General features: G+C 67.1%; 20 protein-coding genes. 13 read left to right on the top strand and 7 right to left on the bottom strand.

The window, feature by feature from the left end; all coding sequences use genetic code 11:
• Nucleotides 1-12 precede the first annotated feature (12 nt).
• Complete coding sequence (locus CEK29_RS22515) at nucleotides 13-450, bottom strand: HIT family protein (RefSeq protein ID WP_094859389.1); 438 nt, start codon at nucleotides 448-450, stop codon at nucleotides 13-15.
• A 96-nt stretch (nucleotides 451-546) separates the two neighbouring features.
• On the opposite strand from CEK29_RS22515, the gene cutA reads away from it, so the two are divergent.
• The 3 genes from cutA to CEK29_RS22500 all read left to right on the top strand — a co-directional run bounded on the left by cutA (nucleotide 547) and on the right by CEK29_RS22500 (nucleotide 3977).
• On the top strand, nucleotides 547-888 hold the full coding sequence (gene cutA / locus CEK29_RS22510; RefSeq protein ID WP_094798017.1) for a divalent-cation tolerance protein CutA: 342 nt from the start codon (nucleotides 547-549) through the stop codon (nucleotides 886-888).
• Nucleotides 889-909: 21 nt separating this feature from the next.
• Entirely contained in the window at nucleotides 910-2874 is a 1965-nt protein-coding gene (gene dsbD / locus CEK29_RS22505) for a protein-disulfide reductase DsbD (protein WP_094859466.1), read from the top strand.
• 236 nt (nucleotides 2875-3110) lie between these two features.
• Nucleotides 3111-3977, top strand: a complete 867-nt coding sequence (locus CEK29_RS22500) for a DMT family transporter (RefSeq protein WP_094798016.1) — start codon at nucleotides 3111-3113, stop codon at nucleotides 3975-3977.
• Nucleotides 3978-3980: 3 nt separating this feature from the next.
• On the opposite strand, the gene hemB is transcribed toward CEK29_RS22500, so the two are convergent.
• Both hemB and yihA read right to left on the bottom strand, forming a co-directional pair.
• A complete protein-coding gene (gene hemB / locus CEK29_RS22495; RefSeq protein WP_094798015.1) occupies nucleotides 3981-4997 on the bottom strand; it encodes a porphobilinogen synthase in 1017 nt (338 codons plus the stop codon).
• Nucleotides 4994-5617 (bottom strand): ribosome biogenesis GTP-binding protein YihA/YsxC, encoded by a 624-nt coding sequence (gene yihA / locus CEK29_RS22490; RefSeq protein WP_094798014.1) that lies wholly within the window; start codon nucleotides 5615-5617, stop codon nucleotides 4994-4996. The genes hemB and yihA overlap by 4 nt, the downstream gene beginning before the upstream one ends.
• A 235-nt stretch (nucleotides 5618-5852) precedes the next feature.
• Between yihA and CEK29_RS22485 the strand changes: the two genes are divergently transcribed.
• The 3 genes from CEK29_RS22485 (at nucleotide 5853) to ccsB (ending at nucleotide 10106) form a co-directional block, all read left to right on the top strand.
• A complete protein-coding gene (locus tag CEK29_RS22485) occupies nucleotides 5853-6554 on the top strand; it encodes a c-type cytochrome (RefSeq protein WP_094798698.1) in 702 nt (233 codons plus the stop codon).
• 112 nt (nucleotides 6555-6666) lie between these two features.
• Nucleotides 6667-8757 carry a cytochrome c biogenesis protein ResB gene (locus CEK29_RS22480; protein WP_094859388.1) on the top strand — a complete coding sequence of 697 codons (2091 nt, stop codon included), beginning with the start codon at nucleotides 6667-6669 and terminating at the stop codon, nucleotides 8755-8757.
• Between the two features lie 8 nt (nucleotides 8758-8765).
• On the top strand, nucleotides 8766-10106 hold the full coding sequence (gene ccsB, locus CEK29_RS22475) for a c-type cytochrome biogenesis protein CcsB (RefSeq protein ID WP_094798012.1): 1341 nt from the start codon (nucleotides 8766-8768) through the stop codon (nucleotides 10104-10106).
• A 140-nt stretch (nucleotides 10107-10246) separates the two neighbouring features.
• On the opposite strand, the gene CEK29_RS22470 is transcribed toward ccsB, so the two are convergent.
• Entirely contained in the window at nucleotides 10247-11209 is a 963-nt protein-coding gene (locus CEK29_RS22470; protein WP_094859387.1) for a helix-turn-helix domain-containing protein, read from the bottom strand.
• Between the two features lie 165 nt (nucleotides 11210-11374).
• Here CEK29_RS22470 and CEK29_RS22465 point away from each other — a divergent pair, with 165 nt between their 5' ends.
• Genes CEK29_RS22465 through CEK29_RS22440 form a run of 6 tightly spaced genes read left to right on the top strand, consistent with a single transcriptional unit; the run spans nucleotide 11375 to nucleotide 17090 of the window.
• The gene (locus CEK29_RS22465) at nucleotides 11375-12271 is read left to right on the top strand and encodes an alpha/beta fold hydrolase (RefSeq protein WP_094798010.1); all 897 of its coding nucleotides are present in this window, start codon (nucleotides 11375-11377) and stop codon (nucleotides 12269-12271) included.
• Between the two features lie 16 nt (nucleotides 12272-12287).
• Nucleotides 12288-13472: a substrate-binding domain-containing protein gene (locus CEK29_RS22460; RefSeq protein WP_094798009.1), complete on the top strand. Its 1185-nt coding sequence runs from the start codon at nucleotides 12288-12290 to the stop codon at nucleotides 13470-13472.
• Nucleotides 13473-13484: 12 nt separating this feature from the next.
• A complete protein-coding gene (locus CEK29_RS22455; protein WP_094798008.1) occupies nucleotides 13485-14255 on the top strand; it encodes an ABC transporter ATP-binding protein in 771 nt (256 codons plus the stop codon).
• Entirely contained in the window at nucleotides 14252-15004 is a 753-nt protein-coding gene (locus CEK29_RS22450; RefSeq protein WP_094798007.1) for an ABC transporter ATP-binding protein, read from the top strand. The genes CEK29_RS22455 and CEK29_RS22450 overlap by 4 nt, the downstream gene beginning before the upstream one ends.
• The gene (locus CEK29_RS22445; RefSeq protein WP_094859386.1) at nucleotides 15001-16011 is read left to right on the top strand and encodes a branched-chain amino acid ABC transporter permease; all 1011 of its coding nucleotides are present in this window, start codon (nucleotides 15001-15003) and stop codon (nucleotides 16009-16011) included. Before CEK29_RS22450 ends, CEK29_RS22445 begins: the two co-directional genes overlap by 4 nt.
• Nucleotides 16012-16022: 11 nt before the next feature.
• Nucleotides 16023-17090 (top strand): branched-chain amino acid ABC transporter permease, encoded by a 1068-nt coding sequence (locus CEK29_RS22440; RefSeq protein WP_094859385.1) that lies wholly within the window; start codon nucleotides 16023-16025, stop codon nucleotides 17088-17090.
• 108 nt (nucleotides 17091-17198) lie between these two features.
• Here the strand turns inward: CEK29_RS22440 and lysA are convergent, their stop codons facing one another.
• On the bottom strand, nucleotides 17199-18491 hold the full coding sequence (gene lysA, locus CEK29_RS22435) for a diaminopimelate decarboxylase (RefSeq protein ID WP_094798697.1): 1293 nt from the start codon (nucleotides 18489-18491) through the stop codon (nucleotides 17199-17201).
• A complete protein-coding gene (gene lptM, locus CEK29_RS22430; protein WP_249278902.1) occupies nucleotides 18488-18691 on the bottom strand; it encodes an LPS translocon maturation chaperone LptM in 204 nt (67 codons plus the stop codon). The genes lysA and lptM overlap by 4 nt, the downstream gene beginning before the upstream one ends.
• A 55-nt stretch (nucleotides 18692-18746) precedes the next feature.
• Between lptM and cyaY the strand changes: the two genes are divergently transcribed.
• Nucleotides 18747-19076, top strand: coding sequence for an iron donor protein CyaY (gene cyaY, locus CEK29_RS22425; RefSeq protein WP_094798004.1), 330 nt, complete (start codon nucleotides 18747-18749; stop codon nucleotides 19074-19076).
• Nucleotides 19077-19145: 69 nt separating this feature from the next.
• Here cyaY and CEK29_RS22420 read toward each other — a convergent pair whose 3' ends face one another.
• Complete coding sequence (locus CEK29_RS22420) at nucleotides 19146-21590, bottom strand: penicillin-binding protein 1A (RefSeq protein WP_094798003.1); 2445 nt, start codon at nucleotides 21588-21590, stop codon at nucleotides 19146-19148.
• Between the last annotated feature and the right edge of the window lie 5 nt (nucleotides 21591-21595).

Below are 21595 nucleotides of genomic sequence, written 5' to 3'. Positions count from 1 at the left end.
GCTTTTGCTTTTTCAGTCGCCGCTGACCGCGGCGCGTAGCGACTCGGCGGTCGCCGCGAGCGCATCGGCATCGGCCTGCGGCGGCATGACGAAGGTCAGATCCTGCTCGGCGATGTAGTGCGTGGACGTGAGATCGTGCGGATGCTGCATGGGCACGATATGCGCATGAGCGTGGGCCACGTGGATGCCGGTGAAGGCCAGCCCGACGCGCTCGACCGCATACAGCCGCTTCATCTGGCGCGCCAGGCGCTGTCCCAGATTGACGATGTGGCCGGCCAGATCGGCCGGCATGTCTTCGAAGTAGGGATAATGCTGCTTGGGAATGATCAGCACATGTCCCGGACGCACCGGGTGGATATCGAGAAAGGCCAGCGTCCGGCTGTCTTCGTGCACGATGTGCGCCGGCAGCTCGTGCCGGGCAATACGACAGAACAGGCATGAATCCGGCATTGCGCGTCCTCCTGGGCTCCTGTGCGGCGGGATGGCCGCTCGTTCCCGATAAAATACTCCGAGTTCCCCCGCACCCGCCTTAAATCAGGAGTGTTCATGTTGCGCGATGACGACGTCGTACTGATCATCAGCAATGCGCCCGACATGCTGCTGGCCAAGCGGATCGCGCACGAGCTCGTCGAAGACGGGCTGGCCGCCTGCGTGAACCTTGGCGCGCCCGCGCTGTCCATCTACCGGTGGCAGGGGCAGGTCGAAGGCGCGGAAGAAGTGCCCCTCTCGATCAAGACGACCTACGGCGCCCATCATGCCGTGGTGCAGGCGCTGGCGCGCCTGCACCCCTACGACGTTCCCGAAATCATCGTGGTGCCCGTCATCGGCGGTATCGCCTCCTATCTCGACTGGGTGCGCGAGCAGACCGCCGCCCCGGGCGCCGACTGAGCAGAGTTGTCCATGTCTTCGATGCGCATCCCCGCGGACGCCCGCGCCCTGTCCCGCGATGTACCGGGCGCCGTCAGATCCGCCTGGGGCCTGTGGTGCCTGCTTGCGCTGATGCTGCTGACGGCGATGCTGGCGCTCGCGCCGCGTGCCCAGGCCGCCACCGAGGCGGATTTTCTGGCACCCGAAAAGGCGTTCGTGTTCAGCGCCGCGATGCCCGCACCCGATGTGCTCGAGCTGCGCTATCGCGTCGCGCCCGGCTACTACATGTACCGCGAGCGCTTCGCGCTCAAGGCGAACGACCCGCAGGCCATCACGCTCGGCGAGGCCGTTTATCCCGCGGGCGAGGTCAAGTACGACCCCACGTTCGAGAAGGACATGGAGGTGTACCACCAGGACATCGCGATACGCGTGCCGGTGTCGGCCGGCGCCGGCGGACCGGCGCGGATCACCATCACCAGCCAGGGCTGCGCGGACAAGGGCCTGTGCTATCCGCCGATGGACCATGTCGTGGATCTCGCGCCCGTGGCGGGCGGATTTGCCCTGTCCAAGGGGGTGGGACTGGCCCTGGCGGGCGGCGCGTCGAGCGCGTCCAGCGCGCCCAGCGCGCCGGCCACGGCCGGCGGTTCGAACACCAGCGGCGCCACGGGTCTGTCGGCGCTGCTCGGCGCCGGCGACACCGGGCTGGCCGATGCGATCGGCGGCCTGGGCTGGCTCCAGACGGCGGGCGTATTCCTGTTGCTGGGCATTCTGCTTTCGCTGACGCCCTGCGTGCTGCCGATGATTCCCATCCTGTCGTCCATCGTGCTCGGCGCAGGCCACGACGGCGCCGCGCCGTCGCGCGCCCGCGGTCTGGGCCTGGCGGCCGCCTACGTGCTGGGCATGTCGGTGGTCTACACCGCGCTGGGCGTGGCTGCGGGGCTGAGCGGCGCGGGTCTGGCGGCCTGGCTGCAGACGCCCTGGATCCTGTCCGTGTTCGCCGTGTTGCTGGTGTTGCTGGCGCTGGCGATGTTCGATGTCTATACGCTGCAGGCGCCGGCCGCGCTGCAGTCGCGCCTGACCGAGCGCGCCAACCGGATTCCGGGCGGGCGGGTGACGGGCGCCGTGCTCATGGGCGCGATCTCCGCGCTCATCGTGGGCCCCTGCGTGGCGGCCCCGCTGGCGGGCGCGCTGCTCTATATCTCGCAGACGGGCGATGTCCTGCTGGGCGGCGCGGCGCTGTTCGCGCTGGCGTGGGGCATGGGCGTGCCCCTGCTCGTGGTCGGCGCGTCGGCCGGGGCGCTGTTGCCCAAGGCGGGCGCCTGGATGGACGGGGTTAAGCGCCTGTTCGGCATGCTGCTGCTGGGCACTGCCTGGTGGATGCTGATTCCGGTGCTGCCGACCTGGGTGCAGATGTTGGGCTGGGCCTTCCTGGCCATGGTGGGCGCGGTGATGCTGCGCGCCTTCGAGGCGCTGCCGCCGGGCGCCACGCGTACCACCGCGCGCATGTTCGGCAAGGGCCTGGGGCTGCTGCTGGCACTCGCCGCGCTGGCCTGGCTCGTGGGCGCGCTCAGCGGCGGCCGCGACGTGCTGCAGCCGCTGGGCCATCTCGCCGCGCGGGCGGGCTCGGGCGCCACGTTCGCGGCCGACGATACCCACTTTCAGCGGGTGCGCACGGTGGCCGAGCTCGACGCCGTGCTGGCGCGCAGCGATCGTCCGGTCATGCTGGATTTCTACGCCGACTGGTGCGTGTCGTGCCGCGAGATGGAGCGTTTCACGTTCACGGATCCGGCGGTGGCCGCCAAGATGTCGGGCATGCTGCTGTTGCAGGCGGACGTGACCGCCAATAATGCCGACGACCGCGCGCTGCTCAAGCGATTCCGGCTGTTCGGCCCGCCCGGCATCATGTTCTTCGCGCCCGGTGGCCGCGAGCTCGCGGACGCGCGCGTGATCGGCTTCCAGGATGCCCGCCGCTTCGAGGCGAGCCTGGACCGCGCGCTGGCCCTTTGAGGCATCGCGCGCCGGGCCGACGGTTGCGCACGCAACCGTCGTGCGAGGGGCGGGCGGCGCCTGGTGCGCGCGCGCAACATCCGCCCTTTGATTGGCCGCCCGACGCGCACGCCGGCTGACGCGACAGGGGGCTGACGGTAGTATGGAAGCTCTCCCGCCTCTGCCGCCTTCCTGCCGTGTCCAACATCCCCTCAGATTCCACGCCGGTCCGCACGGGCCCGCTGTACGCGCAGCTCATGCTGGTGATGGCGACCTGGGGCGTGAATCTCGTGGCGGTGAAATATCTCACCAGTCAGATGGACATCTACGTGGTGGCGGCGGTCCGGATCGTGATCGCGTTCACGGCCGTGACGGGCTTCATTCTGTGGCGGCACGGGCGTATCCCGCGGCTGACGCGCGCGCAGTTCGGCTGGCTGGCGGCCGCCGGGATCCTGGTGGTGTATGCCCACCAGATCGCGCTGGTGGGCGGCCTGCGCATGACCTCCGCGGCCAACGCCACGCTCATCATGGCCACCAGCCCGCTGTGGTCGGTGGTGCTGGCGGCGGTGTTTTACCGCGAACGCCTCACCTACGCCCGCATCGGCGCGGCCGCCCTCGGATTGGGCGGCGTGGCGCTGGTCGTGGCCGGCAGCGGCGGACAGATCGCGCAGGCCGGCGCCGGTGACCTGCTCGCGCTGTTCGCGGTGATCGTGTTCGTGTTCGGCGGGCTGGTGATCCAGCGCGTGTCGCGCGCGCTCGATCCGCTCACCATCCTCTGGTACATGTATCTGGTGGGGGCGATCGCGCTCACCACGCATGCCGTGCTGTCCGACGACACCTATCTCGCCAGCTCGTGGGCGAGCGGCTGGTGGCCCTGGGTGGTCGTGGTGTTTTCGGCCGTGATCGCCTCGGGCGTGTGCAATCTGCTCTGGAACGCCGGCATCGCGCGGCTCGGCATGAGCCGCGCGGCGATGTTCGTGAACTGGCTGCCCATTTTCGGCCTGCTGGCCGCGGCGGTATTTCTGGGTGAACGCATCACCCCGCTGCATCTGGCGGGGCTGGCCTGTGTGCTGTCCGGCACCTGGCTCGGGCTGCGGCCGGCGCAGACGCCGGCCGCCCGATAACCCTCAGCGCGACTGGCGCAGCAGCGTGGCGGCTTCGATCGCGAAGTACGTCAGGATGCCGTCGGCGCCGGCGCGCTTGAACGCCAGCAACGCTTCCATCATCACCTTGTCGTGGTCGAGCCAGCCATTGGCGGCGGCCGCCTTGATCATGGCGTATTCGCCACTCACCTGGTAGGCGAAGGTGGGCACGCGGAACGCGTCTTTCACGCGGCGCAGCACGTCCAGGTACGGCATGCCCGGCTTGACCATCACCATGTCGGCGCCTTCGGCCAGATCGGCCGCGACTTCACGCAGGGCTTCGTCGATGTTGGCCGGGTCCATCTGGTAGGCCATCTTGTTGGACTTGCCCAGATTGGAGGCCGAACCGACCGCGTCGCGGAAGGGGCCGTAGAACGCGCTCGCGTACTTGGCCGAGTAGGCCATGATGCGCGTGTGGATGTGATCGTTGGATTCGAGCGCCTGGCGGATCGCGCCGACGCGCCCGTCCATCATGTCGCTGGGCGCGACGATGTCGACGCCGGCCTGGGCCTGCGTGACGGCCTGGCGAATCAGGATCTCGACCGTGGGCTCGTTGAGCACGTAGCCGTCGTCGTCGATGACGCCGTCCTGGCCGTGGCTGGTGTACGGATCGAGCGCGACGTCGGTGAGCACGCCGAGCTCCGGAAAGCGCTGCTTGAGCTCGCGCACGACGCGCGGAATCAGGCCGTCGGGATTGGTGGCTTCGATGCCGTCCGGCGTCTTGAGGGCCGGGTCGATCACCGGGAACAGCGCCATCACCGGAATGCCGAGCGACACGCATTGCTCGGCCACCGGCAGCAGCGTGTCGAGCGAGTAGCGCGCCACGCCGGGCAGCGAGGCGACGTCCTGGCGCAGGTTTTTGCCTTCGGCCACGAACACCGGATAGATCAGGTCATCGGCGGTGAGCGTGTTCTCGCGCACGAGGCGGCGCGTGAAGTCGTCGCGGCGCAGGCGGCGGGGGCGGGAGTTCGGGAAAGCGGCGGAGACGATCTGCGGGTTCATGGCACTACCTTGGGTGAAATCCAGTTCTCGATATGGGCACCGGCTTCTTCGAGGCCGATGCGTTCGGTCGACGAGAACGGCACCATATGCAGGGCGCCGATGTCGGCCAGTTGTTTGCGCACGTCGAATACGGCGCGCACGCGCTGGCCATAGGGCAGCTTGTCTGCCTTGGTCAGCAATGCCAACACCGGACGGCCGGTGGGGGCGATGAAATCGGCGAGGCGGCGGTCGAGGTCGGTGACGCCGCGGCGGATGTCGATCAGCAGCACGATGCCGACCAGCGACTGGCGATCGCGCAGATAGCCACCCAGGATATCGGCCCATTTTTCTTTCTCGCGATGCGCGACCGAGGCGTAGCCATAGCCGGGCAGGTCGACGAGAAACCCGAGCTGTTCGCCGGGGGTAAGCGGATCGGGCATGCCGAACATATTGATCAGGCGCGTGCGGCCGGGCGTCTTGCTGGAGAAGGCCAGGCGGCGTTGGTTGCACAGCACGTTGATGGCCGACGACTTGCCTGCATTGGAGCGGCCGACGAAGCAAACCTCGGGCGCGCCAGGTGCGGGCAACTGGTCGAGCCGGGCTGCCGAAATAACGAAGGAGGCACGATGGAGTAGGGACACGGGTTGGCTTCAGAACGGTTGATGGCGATCCCTATTGTATAATCCGGCGTTTGCAACAGTGGTCCCCGCGCGTGGGGGCGGCTACCTGCGGGCTCGCCGGACTTCAATGGCCGGGCTGCCGGGGCTGGCAAAAGCAGTAGAGTACCGTTCGCGCGGGCAGGCGTCGGGCATGACATGTGGATGCTCACCAGCAACTGCAATGTGCTCGAATCGACATCCGATCGTCGAGGTCTACATGAAGCGTGTGCTGTCCCGGATGATTGCTGCAGGCGGGCTTGTGCTCGGTGCGTCTGTCATGTCTACGAGTTTCGCCGCTGATGGGGCCCCGGCCCCGGCCAAGCCCGATGCGGCCAAAGGCGCCCAGTTATTCCAGCAGGGCGATGCCGCCCGTGGGGTGATTGCCTGTATCACCTGTCACGGACCGGGGGGCAATAGCAGCATCCCGGCCAACCCGAATCTTGCGGGCCAGCCCCACGAGTATCTCGCCAAGCAACTTCACGATTTCCGCACCAAGGAAGGCGCCAAGCTGCCCGCGCGTCTCGGTCCCGGGGGCAACCCGTCGCCGATGAGCGCGCTGGCCCAGCCGCTCACGCCGCAGGATATCCAGAACGTCTCGCTTTACCTTGCAACGCAACAACTCACGCAGCCGGCCACCGCGGGCCACGAGAATCTGGTCGAGCTCGGCCAGAAGATCTGGCGCGGCGGTTTGCCCGAACGCAATGTTCCGGCGTGCGCTTCGTGCCATAGTCCCTCCGGCGCGGGCATTCCGGGCCAGTATCCCCGACTCGCGGGTCAGTTCCCTTCGTATCTCGAAGAGCAGCTCAAGCTGTTCCGCAGCGGCGACCGGAAAACCAACGAGCCGATGCACACCATTGCCGACCGCATGTCCGACACCGACATCAAGGCCGTGGCGGATTACGCAGCCGGTCTGCGCTAGCGTGGGGCGCTCCCGGCGGGGCCGCTCGCGGCCCACGCCTGGATCCGCCCGGAACCCCGCCGGGGTCTGGCTGTCTATGTGAGGGGCGCGCACACGCAGCCCCTCTTTTTTCATGAATCAAACCTCGACACACTCCCTCTCCCGCCTGCGCAGCCTCCCGCGTGATGTCTTCGAGCTCCTGGGCTCGATGCGCTTCGCCGTCAGCCTGCTGATGTTCATCTGTGTGGCCAGCGTGGTCGGTACGGTCCTGCCCCAGGGCCGTCCGGCGAGCAACTACATCGATCAGTTCGGACCTTTCTGGTTCGATGTGTTCGACAAGTTTTCGATCTGGCACGTGTACAACAGCTGGTGGTTCCTGCTGATCATGGGCTTTCTGGTCGTGTCGACCTCCGTCTGCCTGATCCGCAACGCGCCCAAGATGCTCAAGGATGCGCGCTCGTTCCGCGAGCATGTGCGCGCCTCCAGCCTGCGCGCGTTCCCGCACCGGGTCGATACGCGCGCGACGCTCGATCTGCCGGGCACCGAGGGCGCGATACGCACCCTGTTGCGCGGCCAGGGCTATGCGGTGCGCGAGCGCCGTGATGGCGACGGCGTGCTGCTGGCCGCCAAAAAGGGCAGCGCCAATCGCCTGGGCTATATCTGTGCGCACGCCGCGATGGTGGTGATCTGTATCGGCGGGCTGCTCGACAGTGAATTGCCGGTACGCCTGCAGCTGCTGTTCGCCGACAAGAAGCCCATCGTCGACAACATGCTGATCGCCGACGTGCCGCAAAGCGGCCGCCTGCCGATGGGCAATCCGAGCTTCCGCGCCAACGTGCTGGTGCCCGAGGGGTCCGAGCGCAATACGGCGCTCGTCATGATCGGCGACGGCGTGCTGGTGCAGCCCTTGCCCTTCACGCTCAAGCTCAACAAGTTCGACGTCGAGTATTACTCCACCGGTATGCCGAGCCGGTTCGCCAGCCATGTCGAAGTCACCGATCCCGATACCGGCAAGTCGTTCGAGTCCGTGATCGAGGTGAACGAACCGTTGCGCTACAAGGGCGTGACCGTCTATCAGAGCAATATGGGCGACGGCGGCAGCAAGGTCACGCTGACCGGCTATCCGCTGCAGGGTGCGCAGGCCGCGCCGTTCACGGTCAACGGCACCGTCGACGAAACCAACGACATCAACGCGCAGGCCAACGGCCAGACCACGCAGAGCATGAAGCTGCGTGTGACCGATCTGCGTCCGATCAACGTCGAGGACATCACCGACGGCAGGCCGCAGGACGCGGTCAAACAGGACTTCTCCGAGCATCTGGCCGCCGTGACGGGCAGCGCCGCCGGCAAGAAAAACGAACGTCTGCGCAACGTCGGTCCGACGGTCGAGTACCAGCTCGTGGACGACGCGGGCCAGGCCCGCGATTACCGCGTCTACATGCTTCCCATCGAGTTGAACGAGGTGCCGGTGCTGCTGGCCGGGGTGCGCGATAACCCCTCCCAGAACTTCGGTTATCTGCGCATTCCGGTCGACGACGACGGTTCGCCGACCGAGTTCCTGCGCCTGCGCGCCGCGCTGGCCGATCCCGCGGTGCGGGCCGAAGCCGTGCGGCGTTTCGTGGAGCGCAATCTGCCCGCCGGGGCGGATCGCCAGTCGCTCGAAGCCGCGGCGCAACGCGGCCTGGACACCTATGCGCGTGGCGGATTGCGCGCGCTCGCCGATCTGCTGCAGCAGGGCACCGATCCCGCCGACACCGAGCGCGCGGCGGCCGTGGTGCTGCGGCTGCTGGGCAGCACGATGTACGACGTGCGCGCGATCATGCGCGAGCGCAACGGCATGCCGCCGCTGCCCGAGTCGGGTCCGCAGGCCGAGCAGGTGGGACGCTGGCAACAGGTGGCGATGGGGGCCTTGTCCGATTTGACGCTTTATCCCGCCCCGGTGCTGTTCACCCTCAGCGACTTCAAGCACATCCAGGCGAGCGGCTTCCAGGTGAGCCGCACGCCCGGCAAGAGCGCGGTGTATCTCGGCAGCCTGCTGCTCATCATCGGCGTGTTCTCGATGTTCTACATCCGTGACCGCCGTATCTGGGTCTGGCTCACGCCCGCGCGCGATGGCCAGGGCACCGACGTGCAGGCGGCCATGACGTCGCAGAAGCGTACACTGGACTTCAATCAGGAATTCGACCGGTTCCGTCAGGCCATGCAGCGCCTGGGCCGGTCTTGAGATCAGCCATGAACACGACCACACGCCCGCCGCTGCCCGATGCCGATTGGAGCGAATCCTTTTCCCAGACCGGCGATAACCGTGCGCAGCGCGGCCGTCCCGACTGGACCGATCTGGTGTTCTTCATCCTGCTGGCCGCGGGGGCGGGCTTTGCCCTCGCGCGCTTCGGCTATGCGATGGACTACTACGAGAAGATCATCCTGTGCGGCACGGTGCCGTCGCTGGCCTGGCTGGGCTGGCTCTGGCGTCCGCTGCGCCGCCTGATGGTGGCGTGCGCGCTGTCGGTGGGGCTGGCGCTGCTGCTCTATCAAAACGATCTGGCGCGCGCCGAGCAGGTGTTCTTCCTCAAGTATCTGTTCTCGTCGCAGTCGGCCATTCTGTGGATGTGCGCGCTCTTCATGCTCGCCACGGTCTGTTATTGGGCGGGCATCCTGAGCCCGACGGCGGCCTGGCTCGGCACGGCGCTCAGCTGGGGGGCGGTCTTTGCCGGCACCACGGGCCTGCTCGTGCGCTGGCGCGAGGGACACCTGATGGGACCGGACCTGGGCCACATCCCGGTCAGTAATCTGTACGAGGTGTTCGTCCTATTTGCGCTGATCACCGCGCTCTTCTATCTCTACTACGAACGCAAGTATTCGACGCGGGCGCTGGGCGGCTTCGTGCTGCTGGTGATCTCGTCGTCCATCGTGTTTCTGCTCTGGTATTCGTTCACCCGTGACGCCGGGCAGATCCAGCCGCTGGTGCCGGCGCTCAAGAGCTGGTGGATGAAGCTGCACGTGCCGGCCAACTTCATCGGTTATGGCACGTTCTCGCTGGCGGCGATGGTGGGCTTCGCCTATCTCGTGAAGCAGCACGGCGAAACCACCTCCTGGAAGAAACTGGCGCCGCTGTTCGTGCTGGGCGTGCTGCTGTGCGCCGAGCCCATGGTGTTCCGCACCGATGGACTGTCGGCCACCTGGATGATCTACGGCGGGATCGGCGTGGTGATCGTGGGCAGCATTCTGCTCGCGCGGCGCCGCATCGCGCAGGCCCTGCCGTCGCTCGAGGTGCTCGACGACATCATGTATCGCGCCATCGCGATCGGCTTCGCGTTTTTCACGGTGGCCACGGTGCTGGGTGCGTTGTGGGCGGCCGATGCGTGGGGCGCCTATTGGCAATGGGACCCCAAGGAAACCTGGGCGCTCATCGTCTGGCTCAACTACGCCGCGTGGCTGCACATGCGCCTCATCAAGGGCCTGCGCGGCTCGATGGCGGCCTATTGGGCGCTGGTGGGCCTGCTCATCACGGGCTTCGCCTTCCTGGGCGTGAACATGTTCCTGTCGGGGCTGCATTCGTACGGCGAGCTCTGATCGCAACCGGCCCGGCGCTGGCCGCGCGCCGCTCGCCGCGCGCCGCAGCCGCAGCCGCAGCCGCGCCGCCCACGCAGTGCCGCCCCGGCAGCGCCGGATTGAGGCACCCTAACGACAAGGCCCGCGCGAGCGGGCCTTTGTCATGGCTGTCCGGCGCGCCACTCGCGCGGTGACAGCCCGAACCGGCGCTTGAACAAACGGCTGAAATGCGAGGGATGGGCGAATCCCGCCTGATACGCCAGCTCGGCGATGCCACGATGGCGGTGCGCCGGATTCAGCAGCAGGTCGCGGCAGCGCTCGAGCCGCTGGTCGAAGACGAAGCTTTCGACGGACAGGTCGCCCGCTTGAAAGATGCGGTGCAGATAGGCGACCGACAGGCCGCAGCCCTGCGCCACGCGCTGCGGCGACAAGGACGGGTCGGCGAGGTGCTGGCGGATGTAGGCCATGGCGCGCTGACGGTGCGCGAGGGTGACGCTGCTGTCGGCCTCGGAGGTATGACCCTGGCCCGGCTGAACCAGGAACAGCACGATCAGATCGATCAGGCGTTCGCCCAGCTCGCCCGCCTCGGCCGGTGACCAGCCGTCGAGCCCCTTGAACAGATGATCCATGTAACTGGCCAGCATCGCCCCGCGCGGTGAGCCGTCGTCGACACGCAGCTTGTAAAAGGGCTCGATGCGCGAATCGCGCTGCGACAGCGCGCTGCGCGGAAACGACACGCTGAGGCTGCGATAGCCATCGGCGCCGAGCGCGGTGGCTTGGTACGGCAGGCTCTGGTTCATCAGATAGACACAGCCCGGCTCGACCTCGAATTCGCGGCCGCGCTGCTTGACGGCGAGCGGCCCGGCCAGCGGCAGGCCGAAGGTATAGAACTCCTGGTCGAGGCGCGAGACGTTGCCGGCGGTGCGCTCGAGCCGCTGTCCCTGGTAGTGCAGGTCGTTGAACTGCAGGCTGGCGCGCCGCACGTAGCGCACGTGGCCGGCGAATTGGTCCGCCTGACCCTGGTGTACTTCGAAGGGGCCGAAAGCCTCCGCGAGGGCCGCGCGCCACTGCTCGTAACGCTGCGCGCCAGCGACCGCCGACGTGGCGAATTCCGTGTCGGGCATGGCCCGGTCTCCTGGTTCGCGGGGTCGGCGGGGAGCGCATGACCCAGCGTCTACATATTCTTGACTCACCCTGCCGGGGGCGGTCTGGCGCATTGTGGCCGCGCTTCGGGCAAGTCTATAGTCAGCGCGACAAGCACACAACCTGGGCAACCCGGGAGGAGACGCATGGCTCACGCGCCCGCACAGGCCGCTCGCCACACACCGGCTTCGCGCTATCTGCGCTGCGAGGGCCGCGAGCTGCATTACACCGAGTGGGGGCGGCCGGACGCGCCGGCCCTCGTCATGTGGCACGGTCTGGCCCGCACCGGCCGCGATTTCGACGAACTCGCGGACGCGCTGGCCGACGACTACCGCATCATCTGCCCGGACACGATCGGCCGCGGCCTGTCGCAATGGAGCCCCGAGCCGGTGGCCGAATACCGGCTCGATTTCTATGCGCGACTGGCGCGCGCGCTGGCCGACGGCCTGGGCCTTGGGCGCCTGCGCTGGGTGGGTACCTCGATGGGCGGCGCGACGGGCATGTACGCCGCGGCCACCACGCTGAAAGACCGCATCACGCATCTGGTGGTCAACGACATCGGCCCGACGCTGCCGCAGCCCGCGATCGAACGCATCCTGGCCTATGCGGGCAGCCCGCCGGCCTTCGACACCGTGACCGAGCTCGAAACCTGGCTGCGCGCGGCGTACAAGCCCTACGGCTGGCTGAGCGATGCGCAGTGGCGGCGCATGACCGAGACCTCGGTGCGGCGCCTGCCCGACGGCCGTGTCACGGCGCACTACGACCCGGCCATCGTGGGCCAGTTCCGGCATCACCCTGCGGACTACGAGCGTTGGGACGAGTACGACACGCTGCGCATGCCCGTGCTGCTGCTGCGCGGCGCCGATTCCGACCTGCTGTTGCCCGAGGTGGCCGATGCCATGACACGCCGTGGCCCGCGCGCGCAGCGCATCGATTTTCCCGATTGCGGTCACGCGCCCGCGCTCAATGTCGCGCCGCAGATCGACGCCATCCGCCACTTTCTTGCCACTCCGGTCGCCGACGCAGCCGCCGGGGCCTACTAGGAACAAGGAGACACCCATGAAACGCATCCTGCTCGCCGCGCTGAGCGGCCTGTGCCTGAGTTCGGCCGCGGTCCCGGCCGCCGCCGCCAAGGACTTTGTGGTGGCGCACGTGTACGACAAGACCGGGCCGCTGGAGGCCTACGCCAAGCAGACCCAGAATGGGCTGGTGCTGGGCCTGGAGTACGCCACGCAAGGCACCATGACCGTGGCCGGCCGCAAGATCCGTGTGATCGAGAAGGACACCCAGGGCAAGCCCGATGTCGCCCGCGCGCAGTTGGCATCGGCCTATGCCGACGACAACGCCGACATCGCGGTGGGCCCGACGTCGTCGGGCGTGGCGCTCGCGATGCTGCCCATCGCCGAGGAGTACGAGAAGATCCTGCTGGTGGAGCCCGCCGTGGCCGACTCCATCACCGGCGAGAAATGGAACAAATACATCTTCCGCACCGGCCGCAACTCTTCGCAGGACGCCATCGCCAACGCCGTGGCCTTCGATCAGCCGAACACCTCCATCGCCATGCTGGCGCAGGACTACGCGTTCGGCCGCGACGGCGTGAAGGCGTTCAAGGGCGCGCTCAAGCAGGCGAAGATCGTGCACGAGGAATACCTGCCGGCCAACGCCACCGATTTCACCGCCGGTGCGCAGCGCCTGTTCGATGCGCTCAAGGACAAACCGGGCCGCAAGATCATCTTCATCCTGTGGGCCGGCGCCGGTAATCCGTTCAAGATCGCCGACCTCGACCCCAAGCGCTTCGGCATCGAAATCGCCACCGGCGGCAACACGCTGGCCGCGATGACGCCGCTCAAATCGCTGGCCGGCATGGAAGGCGCCACCTATTACTACTACGGCATTCCCAAGAATCCGATCAACGACTGGCTGGTGGCCGAACACCAGAAGCGCTTTGGCCAGCCGCCCGACTTCTTCACGGCGGGCGGCATGTCCGCGGGGATCGCGATCGCGACCGCGCTGAACAAGAGCGCCGGCAAGAGCGACACCGACACGCTCATCAAGACGATGGCGGGCATGAGCTTCGACACGCCCAAGGGCAAGATGACGTTCCGTCCGGAAGACCACCAGGCGATGCAGTCGATGTATCACTTCCGCATCAAGAACGATGCTTCGGTGCCGTGGGCGGTGCAGGATCTGGTGAAGGAAATCACGCCGGATCAGATGGCGGTGCCGATCCAGAACAAGCGCTGAGCGACGCTCCTCATGCTGGAAACCCGTTCGCTCTCGGTCCGCTTCGGCGGCCACGTGGCCGTCAACGCGGTGAGCTGCCGCTTCGCGCCAGGCAGCCTGACGGCCATCGTCGGGCCCAATGGCGCGGGCAAGACCACGTACTTCAATCTGGTCTCGGGGCAGTTGCGCGCCACCGCCGGATCGGTGCATCTGAATGACCGCGACCTGACGCGCCTGTCGGCGCCGGCGCGCATGCATGCCGGCCTCGGCCGCGCCTTCCAGCTCACGCAGTTGTTCCCGCGCCTGTCGGTGCGCGAGAACGTGCGGCTGGCGCTGCAGTCGCGCCAGCAGGGCATGGGCTGGCGCCAGATCCGCTTTTGGCGCACCTGGGACGATGACCGCGGCCTGCTGGAGCGCGCCGATGCGCTGCTCGCGCGCACGCGCCTCACGGCGCGGCGCGATCAGGCCGCCGCCGATCTGCCGCATGGCGATCAGCGCAAGCTCGAAATCGCCATGCTGATCGCACTGGAGCCGCAGGTCTTCATGTTCGACGAGCCCACCGCCGGCATGAGCGTGGACGACGTGCCCGTGGTGCTGGACCTGATCCGCGAAATCAAGACGGATTCGACCAAGACCATTCTGCTGGTGGAGCACAAGATGGATGTGGTGCGCGAACTGGCGGACCGCATCGTGGTCCTGCACAACGGCGAACTCGTGGCCGACGGCGAGCCCGCCGAGGTGATCGCTTCGCCGATCGTGCAGCAGGCCTATCTCGGCGCCAGCCTGCCGGAGAAAACCCCATGAGCACGCCCGCCTTGCTCGAGCTGCGCGACGTGCACACGCACATCGGCGCGTATCACATCCTGCATGGCGTGGATCTGGCCGTGCCTGCCGGCGGCGTCACCATGCTGCTGGGCCGCAATGGCGCCGGCAAGACCACCACGCTGCGCACGATCATGGGGCTGTGGAAGGCCGCGCAGGGGCATATCGGTTTCGACGGTACCGCGATCGGCGGACCCGGTGTGCGCGCGTCGCCGCCCGACATGGCGCGCATGGGCATCGCTTACGTGCCGGAGAACATGGGCATCTTCGCCGACCTCACGGTGAAGGAGAACATCCTGCTCGCCGCGCGTCAGGCGCGCAGCGCCGCGCAGCTCGATACCGCGCGGCTGGAGTGGATCTTCGGCTTTTTTCCCGCACTCAAAAAATTCTGGCTGTATCCCGCCGGCAAGCTCTCGGGTGGCCAGAAGCAGATGCTGGCCGTGGCACGCGCCATCATCGAGCCGCGCCGGCTGCTGCTGGTCGATGAACCCAGCAAGGGACTGGCGCCGGCCATCATCCAGAACATGATCGACGCGTTCCTCGAACTCAAGCAGGCCGCCACCACCATTGTGCTGGTCGAACAGAACTTCAATTTCGCGCGCCAGGTGGGGGACCACGTCGCCATCATGGACAACGGCAAGGTCGTGCACACAGGCGACATGTCGGCGCTCGCACACGACGAGGCGCTGCAGACGCGCCTGCTGGGGCTATCGCTGGGAGTCCACCAATGAGTACCGCCGATATCGATACACCGCTGCCTCGGACGCGCGCCGACCTGCTGCCGGTGCTGCTGGTGCTGGCGCTCGCCGCCATCGCGCTGCCGCTGGTCGGCTCATTTTCGACCTGGGTGACGCTCACCTTCGCCGGCCTGGCGATGGGCATGATCATCTTCATCGTGGCCTCCGGCATGACGCTGGTGTTCGGCCTGATGGACGTGCTGAACTTCGGCCACGGCCTGTTCATCGCGATCGGTGCCTACATGGCCGCCACCGTGCTCGGCTCGATGTCCGACTGGACCCAATCCGGCAGCCTGTGGATGAACCTGGCCGCGGTATTGCCGGCCATGCTCGTCGGCATGCTGGTGGCGGGCGCGGTAGGCGTGGCCTTCGAGCGCGTGATCGTGCGGCCGGTCTACGGCCAGCATCTGAAGCAGATTCTGATCACGATGGGCGGCATGATCATCGGCGAAGAGATCATCAAGATGCTGTGGGGGCCGCAGACGCTGTCGCTGCCCTTGCCGCAGGCGCTGCGCGGGGCGCTGTTGTTCGGCGATGCGGCGATCGAGAAATTCCGCATCGTCGCGTTGATCGTCGGGCTCGCGGTGCTGGGCGGGATGCTGTGGCTGCTCAACCGCACCAAGCTCGGCCTGTTGATCCGCGCGGGTGTCGAGGACCGTGAAATGGTCGAAAGCCTGGGCTACCGCATCCGCCATCTGTTTGTCGGCGTGTTCGTGGCGGGCTCGATGCTGGCCGGTCTGGGTGGCGTGCTGTGGGGCCTCTATCAACAGTCCATCGTGCCGCAGCTGGGGGCGCAGGTGAACGTGCTGATCTTCATCGTCATCATGATCGGCGGGCTGGGTTCCACCGTGGGCTGCCTGATCGGCGCGCTGCTGGTCGGGCTGATGGCCAACTACACCGGCTTTCTGATGCCCAAGGCCGCGCTGTTCTCGAACATCGCGCTGATGGTCGCGATCCTGCTGTGGCGTCCGCAGGGTGTGTACCCGGTCACGAATCGCTAGGAGTCGCGCTCATGTCCTTCCGCCTGCTCTCTGGCGATCCGCCGCGCAGCACCGTGCTCGCCGTCATGCTGATCGCCATCGTCGTCGCGCTCGCCGCCGCGCCGTTTCTGTTTCCGGGGCCCAAGTCGCTCGCCGTGGCGGCGAAGATTCTGGTGTTCGTGATCCTGGTCGCGAGCTACGACCTGCTGCTGGGCTACACCGGCATCGTGAGCTTCGCGCACACCATGTTTTTCGGCATCGGCGCCTATGGCGTGGCGATCGCGAGCGTGCGCATGGAGGCGGGCTGGCTGGCCGTGCTGGCCGGCACGGCCGCCGGACTGCTCGTGTCGCTGGTGTTCGCGCTCGTCATCGGCCTGGCCAGCCTGCGCGTGCGCGCCATCTTCTACGCCATGATCACGCTGGCGGTCGCCGCCGCGTTCCAGACGCTGGTGTCGCAACTGTCCGACCTGACCGGCGGCGAGGACGGACTGAATTTCAAGGTGCCGCAGGTCCTGCGTCCGGCCTTCCGGCCGCTGTCCGAGCCCGTGTTCGGCGTGACGATCGACGGGCGCATCATCACCTACTACCTGATCGCCGCGGTGTGCGTGGTGTTGTTCCTGATGCTGCTGCGCATCGTCAATTCGCCGTTCGGCCGCGTGCTGCAGGCGATCCGCGAGAACCCGTTCCGTGCGGAAGCCATCGGTTACCGCACGGTGCTGTACCGCAGCCTGTCGAACCTGCTGGCCGCCACGTTCGCGACCCTGGCGGGCGCGCTGTACGCGCTGTGGCTGCGCTATAACGGCCCCGACACCTCGCTGTCGTTCGAGATCATGCTCAACATTCTGCTGATGGTGGTGATCGGCGGCATGGGCACGATGTACGGCGCGGTGATCGGCGCCAGCCTGTTCGTGTTCGCGCAGAGCTATCTGCAGGACGGCCTGCATGTGATCCACGAGGCGGTGGGCAGCGTGGCGCCCCTGGCTTTGCTGTTCGAGCCGGACCGCTGGCTGCTGTGGCTCGGCATTCTCTTTGTGCTGTCGGTGTATTACTTTCCCACGGGCATCGCCGGACGGCTGCGGGAATTGGCGCGGCGGCGCTGAGGCGCGGTGCGTCTTGCGCCGCAGGCGGCGAGACAAGAAAAAAGCCCTGTGCATCGCACAGGGCTTTGTCGTGAGACGGGCATGCCGGTGAGCCGGCAGCGCGCGGCATCACGGCAGCGTGGACTCGCCGCGCAGCAGATCGTCGAAGGTCTCGCGCTGGCGCACCACGTGATACTGCGTGCCATCGACCATGACCTCGGCGGCGCGGGGGCGCGTGTTGTAGTTGCCCGCCATCACCATGCCGTAGGCGCCGGCCGATTCGACGGCCAGCACGTCGTCCTGCTGGATGTCGAGCAGACGCTCCTTGGCGAGCCAGTCGCCGCTTTCGCAGACCGGGCCGACCACGTCGTAGACCTGGCCCGCGCCACCGCGCGGCACCACGGCGCGCACGCCGTGATAGGCCTGATACAGCGTGGGGCGCAGCAGGTCGTTCATGGCGGCGTCGACGATCGCGAAATTGCGTGCGTCGTTGTGCTTGAGGAACTGCACCGTGGTGAGCAGCACGCCGGCGTTGCCGACCAGCGAGCGGCCGGGCTCGAGCATCAGATGCAGATGGCCCAGGCCACGCGCCTGCAGGCGATCGAAGACGCGGTCGAGCAGGGCACGCGGCGACGGCGGAACTTCGTCGGTGTAGCGGATGCCCAGGCCACCGCCCAGATCCAGGTGCTCGATGCGGATGCCCGCGTCGGCGAGCCGGTCGATCAGATCGAGCAGCTTTTCGAGGGCGTCGAAGTAGGGGCTGATGTCGGTGAGCTGCGAGCCGATGTGGCAGTCGACGCCGACGATCTGCAGGCCGGGCAGCGAGGCCGCGGTCTGGTAGGCCTCGAGCGCTTCATCGATCGCGATACCGAACTTGTTTTCTTTGAGGCCGGTGGAGATGTAGGGGTGCGTCTGGGCGTCGACGTCGGGATTCACGCGCAACGAGACGCGCGCCGTGCGGCCGCACGCCTGGGCGACGTCGGACAGACGGGCCAGCTCGGCGGTCGACTCGACATTGAAGCACTTCACGCCGGCCATCAGGGCCTCGTGCATTTCCCAGGCTTGCTTGCCCACGCCGGAGAACACGATCTTGGCGGGATCGCCGCCCACGGCCAGCACCCGCTTGAGTTCGCCGCCGGACACGATGTCGAAGCCCGCGCCCAGACGGGCGAACTCCTTGAGCACCGCGAGGTTGGAGTTGGCTTTCATGCCGTAGCAGACCAGGACCGGGCGCTCGCCGATGGCGTCGCGGTACGTGTTCCAGGCGGCGTGCAACGCGGCGCGGGAATAGACGTAGAGCGGGGTGCCGAGGGCATCGGCCAGATCGGAAAGCGGCACGCCTTCGGCATGCAGCACGCCGTCGACATAGTGGAAGTGCGGGTGTCCAGCGAGTTCGGGCTGGGCGGTCTGACGGGCGTTCATGGGGTGGCTGACGGCTGGGGTACGGGGATGGGCTGGGCGCCGGGGGTCTGCGGCGTTTGCGGGATGGGATTGGTGCCCTGATTGCGATTTTGCGTCTGCGGCTTGGAGCCGTCGGGCGCGGGCATGTAGAGTGGACCCTTGAAGCCGCAAGCGGCCATCAGGCCTGCCGCGGCGAGCGTCGCTACAATGCGAAGAGCCATGCGGCTTCGTGCCATGTGGAACACTGGGAACTCCGTAATCATTGCAGGTTAGATTATGACCGAAACCGAATTTCTTGCCTTGGTGGACCAGGTCCTGGACTCGATCGAGAGCCAGGCCGACGACTGGGCCGCATCCCTCGACGTCGATGTCGAGGCAACCCGTAGCGGCAACGTGCTGACGCTCGTTTTCGAGGACGGCACCCACGTCGTCGTCAACAGCCAGGCAGCGATGCAGGAGATCTGGGTCGCGGCGCGTACCGGCGGTTTTCATTACCGCTACAACGGCCAACACTGGAACGACACGCGCGGCGGGCCCGACCTCTCCGATGCGCTGTCGCAGATCTGTTCTGCTGCCGCCGGCGTGCCGGTGACCGTCAAGCTGTAAAACACGACACGGCCCCGTCGTGGCGGGGCCGTGTCTGCCGTGCGGCGAGGGATTCCCCCGCGGCGCGGACTAGAACGGAATGTTCTGGCTCCAGGGCTGCTGCGTGGTGCTGCCCACGCCAGGGGCGACCCGGATGGCGTTTTCCGGATTGCCGCTCAGGCCGTTGAGGAAGTCACCCAGCGCGTCGCCCGGCTGCGGCAGACCGAGGCGGGCCACGGCCTGTCCGGGCGGGAATTCCGAGAAGAAGTAGTCGCCGCCCTCGGCCATCAGGCCCTCGGGACGCGGACGCTGCTTTTCTTCGGGCACGCCCTTGAGCGCTTCCTGCATGAAATCCACCCAGATCGGCATGGCGACGCCACCGCCGGTCTCACGCGAGCCCAGCGAACGCGGCTGGTCGAAGCCCAGCCATGCCGTGGCCACCAGGGCCGGCGTATAGCCCGAGAACCAGGCATCGACCGATTCGTTGGTCGTGCCGGTCTTGCCGGCCAGGTCGTTGCGCTTGAGCATGACGCGGGCACGCGCGGCCGTACCGCTGGTGGCCACGCCACGCAGCATGTCGTCGGCGACCCAGGCCGTGCGCGGGTCGATGGCGCGGGCGGCCGAGTCGCCGGCCACGACCGGACGAGCCTGCATCAGCACCTTGCCCGAGCTGTCGGTCACGCGGTCGATGAGGTAGGGCGTGATGCGATAGCCGCCGTTGGCGAACACCGAGAAGGCGCCGGCCAGCTGCAGCGGCGTCACGGAGCCCGCGCCCAGGGCCAGCGGCAACACGGCCGGCTGACGCGCCTTGTCGAAGCCGAAACGGGTCAGGTACTCCTGCGCATACTGCGGGCCGATGGCCTCGAGGATGCGGATCGAGACCATGTTCTTCGACTTGTAGAGACCCTGACGCATGGTCAGCATGGGCTCGTACTGGTTGCCGTAGTTCTTGGGGTGCCAGGCCTTGGAACCGGTCTGCGCGGCCGAGAGCTCGAACGGCTGATCGGAGATCTGCGTGCCCGGCGTCAGGCCGCGCTCGAGCGAGGCGGCGTAGATGAAAGGCTTGATGCTCGAGCCCGGCTGGCGCCAGGCCTGCGTCACGCGGTTGAAGTTGCCGCGATAGAAATCGAAGCCGCCGACCAGGGCGCGGATCGAACCATCCTGCGGGGCGAGCGCCACGAAGGCGGCCTGCACCGACGGCATGTTGATCACTTCCCAGTTGTCGTTGTACTTGTGGATGTACACGACGGAACCGCGCTTGAGCCGCTGTTCGGGCTTGGCCTTGTCGTTGAGCGAGCGGGCGATCACGCCCAGCGCCTTTTTGTCGGTGATGGTGATGATCTCGCGCGAACTGCGCGCCACCTTGACCTCGGTGGGGCTGGCCGAGAGCACCAGCGCGGTCAGCAGATCGGCGCTGTCCGAGTATTTGTCGAAGACGCCGTCGAGGAAGTCGTCGAGCGCCTGCGGGTTGTCTTCGACGCCGGGGGGCATGTCGAGCTGGTCTTCGGGGCCCGGGTAAGGCGCACGGCGGGTGTACTCGAGCACGCCTTCGCGCACGGCGCGGTAGGCGGCCTCCTGATCCTTTGAGGTGACCGTGGTGTAGATATTGATGCCGCGCGAGTACAGGTTGTCCTGGTAGACGCCGTAGAGCAGCTGGCGCGCGAGTTCGGCCACGTATTCGCCATGAATCGCGTAGCCGCCGGCGGGCGTGCCTTCGGCCGACTTCATCACGATGGGCTGCGCCATCGCTTCTTTGTACTCGGGCTCGGTCAGGTAGCCCAGCGACAGCATGCGGCCGAGCACGTAGCGCTGGCGCAGCTCGGCGCGCGGGCGATTCGAGATCGGATTGAAGCGCGACGGGGCCTTCGGAATGCCGGCCAGCATCGCGGCTTCGGCGGGCGTGACCTGCGACAGCGGCTTGCCGAAATAGGCCCGCGAGGCGGCCGCGAAACCATAGGCGCGATGACCCAGATAAATCTGGTTCATGTAGAGCTCGAGGATCTGGTCTTTCGACAGCTCGGACTCGATCTTGAACGTGAGCAGCAGCTCGTAGAACTTGCGCGAGTAGGTCTTCTCGGACGACAGATAGAAGTTGCGCGCCACCTGCATGGTGATCGTGCTGGCGCCCTGCGTCTTGGACATGTTGACCAGGTTGGTCAGGCCCGCGCGCGCCACGCCCATCCAGTCGATGCCGCCGTGCTGATAGAAGCGGTCGTCTTCGGCCGCGAGCACGGCCGACTTCATGACATCGGGGATCTCGTTGAAGCGCAGCACGTTGCGGCGCTCTTCACCGAACTCGCCGATCAGGACCTTGTCGGCCGTGTACACGCGCAGCGGCACACGAGGCCGATAGTCGGTCATGGCGTGCAGATCGGGCAGGTTGGGCCAGGCCAATGCCAGCGCCATGCCGGCGAGCAACGCTCCGCATAGTGCGAGCCCGGCACAGAAAATGCCGGCCTTGACGAAAAACCGCAACAACGGGGACCCGCTGGGGGCGGGCTGTTCTGCTTTGGACGTATTGGGACGCTTGCTCATCGCGG

Origin of the sequence: Bordetella genomosp. 5 (genome assembly GCF_002261475.1) — a bacterium.
Lineage (GTDB): Bacteria > Pseudomonadota > Gammaproteobacteria > Burkholderiales > Burkholderiaceae_B > Bordetella.
The sequence above is the reverse complement of the archived record's forward strand: the minus strand, read 5'-3'. Positions and strand labels throughout refer to the sequence as shown.

Bases quoted from the DNA above. Each gene is read 5' to 3' on its own strand.
- CEK29_RS22515 (WP_094859389.1), bottom strand. From the start codon at position 450: ATGCCGGATTCATGCCTGTTCTGTCGTATTGCCCGGCACGAGCTGCCG.
- CEK29_RS22485 (WP_094798698.1), top strand. From the start codon at position 5,853: ATGAAGCGTGTGCTGTCCCGGATGATTGCTGCAGGCGGGCTTGTGCTC.
- cyaY (WP_094798004.1), top strand. From the start codon at position 18,747: ATGACCGAAACCGAATTTCTTGCCTTGGTGGACCAGGTCCTGGACTCG.
- CEK29_RS22465 (WP_094798010.1), top strand. From the start codon at position 11,375: ATGGCTCACGCGCCCGCACAGGCCGCTCGCCACACACCGGCTTCGCGC.
- hemB (WP_094798015.1), bottom strand. From the start codon at position 4,997: ATGAACCCGCAGATCGTCTCCGCCGCTTTCCCGAACTCCCGCCCCCGC.
- CEK29_RS22445 (WP_094859386.1), top strand. From the start codon at position 15,001: ATGAGTACCGCCGATATCGATACACCGCTGCCTCGGACGCGCGCCGAC.
- CEK29_RS22420 (WP_094798003.1), bottom strand. From the start codon at position 21,590: ATGAGCAAGCGTCCCAATACGTCCAAAGCAGAACAGCCCGCCCCCAGC.
- lptM (WP_249278902.1), bottom strand. From the start codon at position 18,691: ATGGCTCTTCGCATTGTAGCGACGCTCGCCGCGGCAGGCCTGATGGCC.
- CEK29_RS22455 (WP_094798008.1), top strand. From the start codon at position 13,485: ATGCTGGAAACCCGTTCGCTCTCGGTCCGCTTCGGCGGCCACGTGGCC.
- ccsB (WP_094798012.1), top strand. From the start codon at position 8,766: ATGAACACGACCACACGCCCGCCGCTGCCCGATGCCGATTGGAGCGAA.
- CEK29_RS22440 (WP_094859385.1), top strand. From the start codon at position 16,023: ATGTCCTTCCGCCTGCTCTCTGGCGATCCGCCGCGCAGCACCGTGCTC.
- CEK29_RS22450 (WP_094798007.1), top strand. From the start codon at position 14,252: ATGAGCACGCCCGCCTTGCTCGAGCTGCGCGACGTGCACACGCACATC.
- CEK29_RS22460 (WP_094798009.1), top strand. From the start codon at position 12,288: ATGAAACGCATCCTGCTCGCCGCGCTGAGCGGCCTGTGCCTGAGTTCG.
- CEK29_RS22480 (WP_094859388.1), top strand. From the start codon at position 6,667: ATGAATCAAACCTCGACACACTCCCTCTCCCGCCTGCGCAGCCTCCCG.
- CEK29_RS22470 (WP_094859387.1), bottom strand. From the start codon at position 11,209: ATGCCCGACACGGAATTCGCCACGTCGGCGGTCGCTGGCGCGCAGCGT.
- cutA (WP_094798017.1), top strand. From the start codon at position 547: ATGTTGCGCGATGACGACGTCGTACTGATCATCAGCAATGCGCCCGAC.
- CEK29_RS22500 (WP_094798016.1), top strand. From the start codon at position 3,111: ATGCTGGTGATGGCGACCTGGGGCGTGAATCTCGTGGCGGTGAAATAT.
- lysA (WP_094798697.1), bottom strand. From the start codon at position 18,491: ATGAACGCCCGTCAGACCGCCCAGCCCGAACTCGCTGGACACCCGCAC.
- dsbD (WP_094859466.1), top strand. From the start codon at position 910: ATGCGCATCCCCGCGGACGCCCGCGCCCTGTCCCGCGATGTACCGGGC.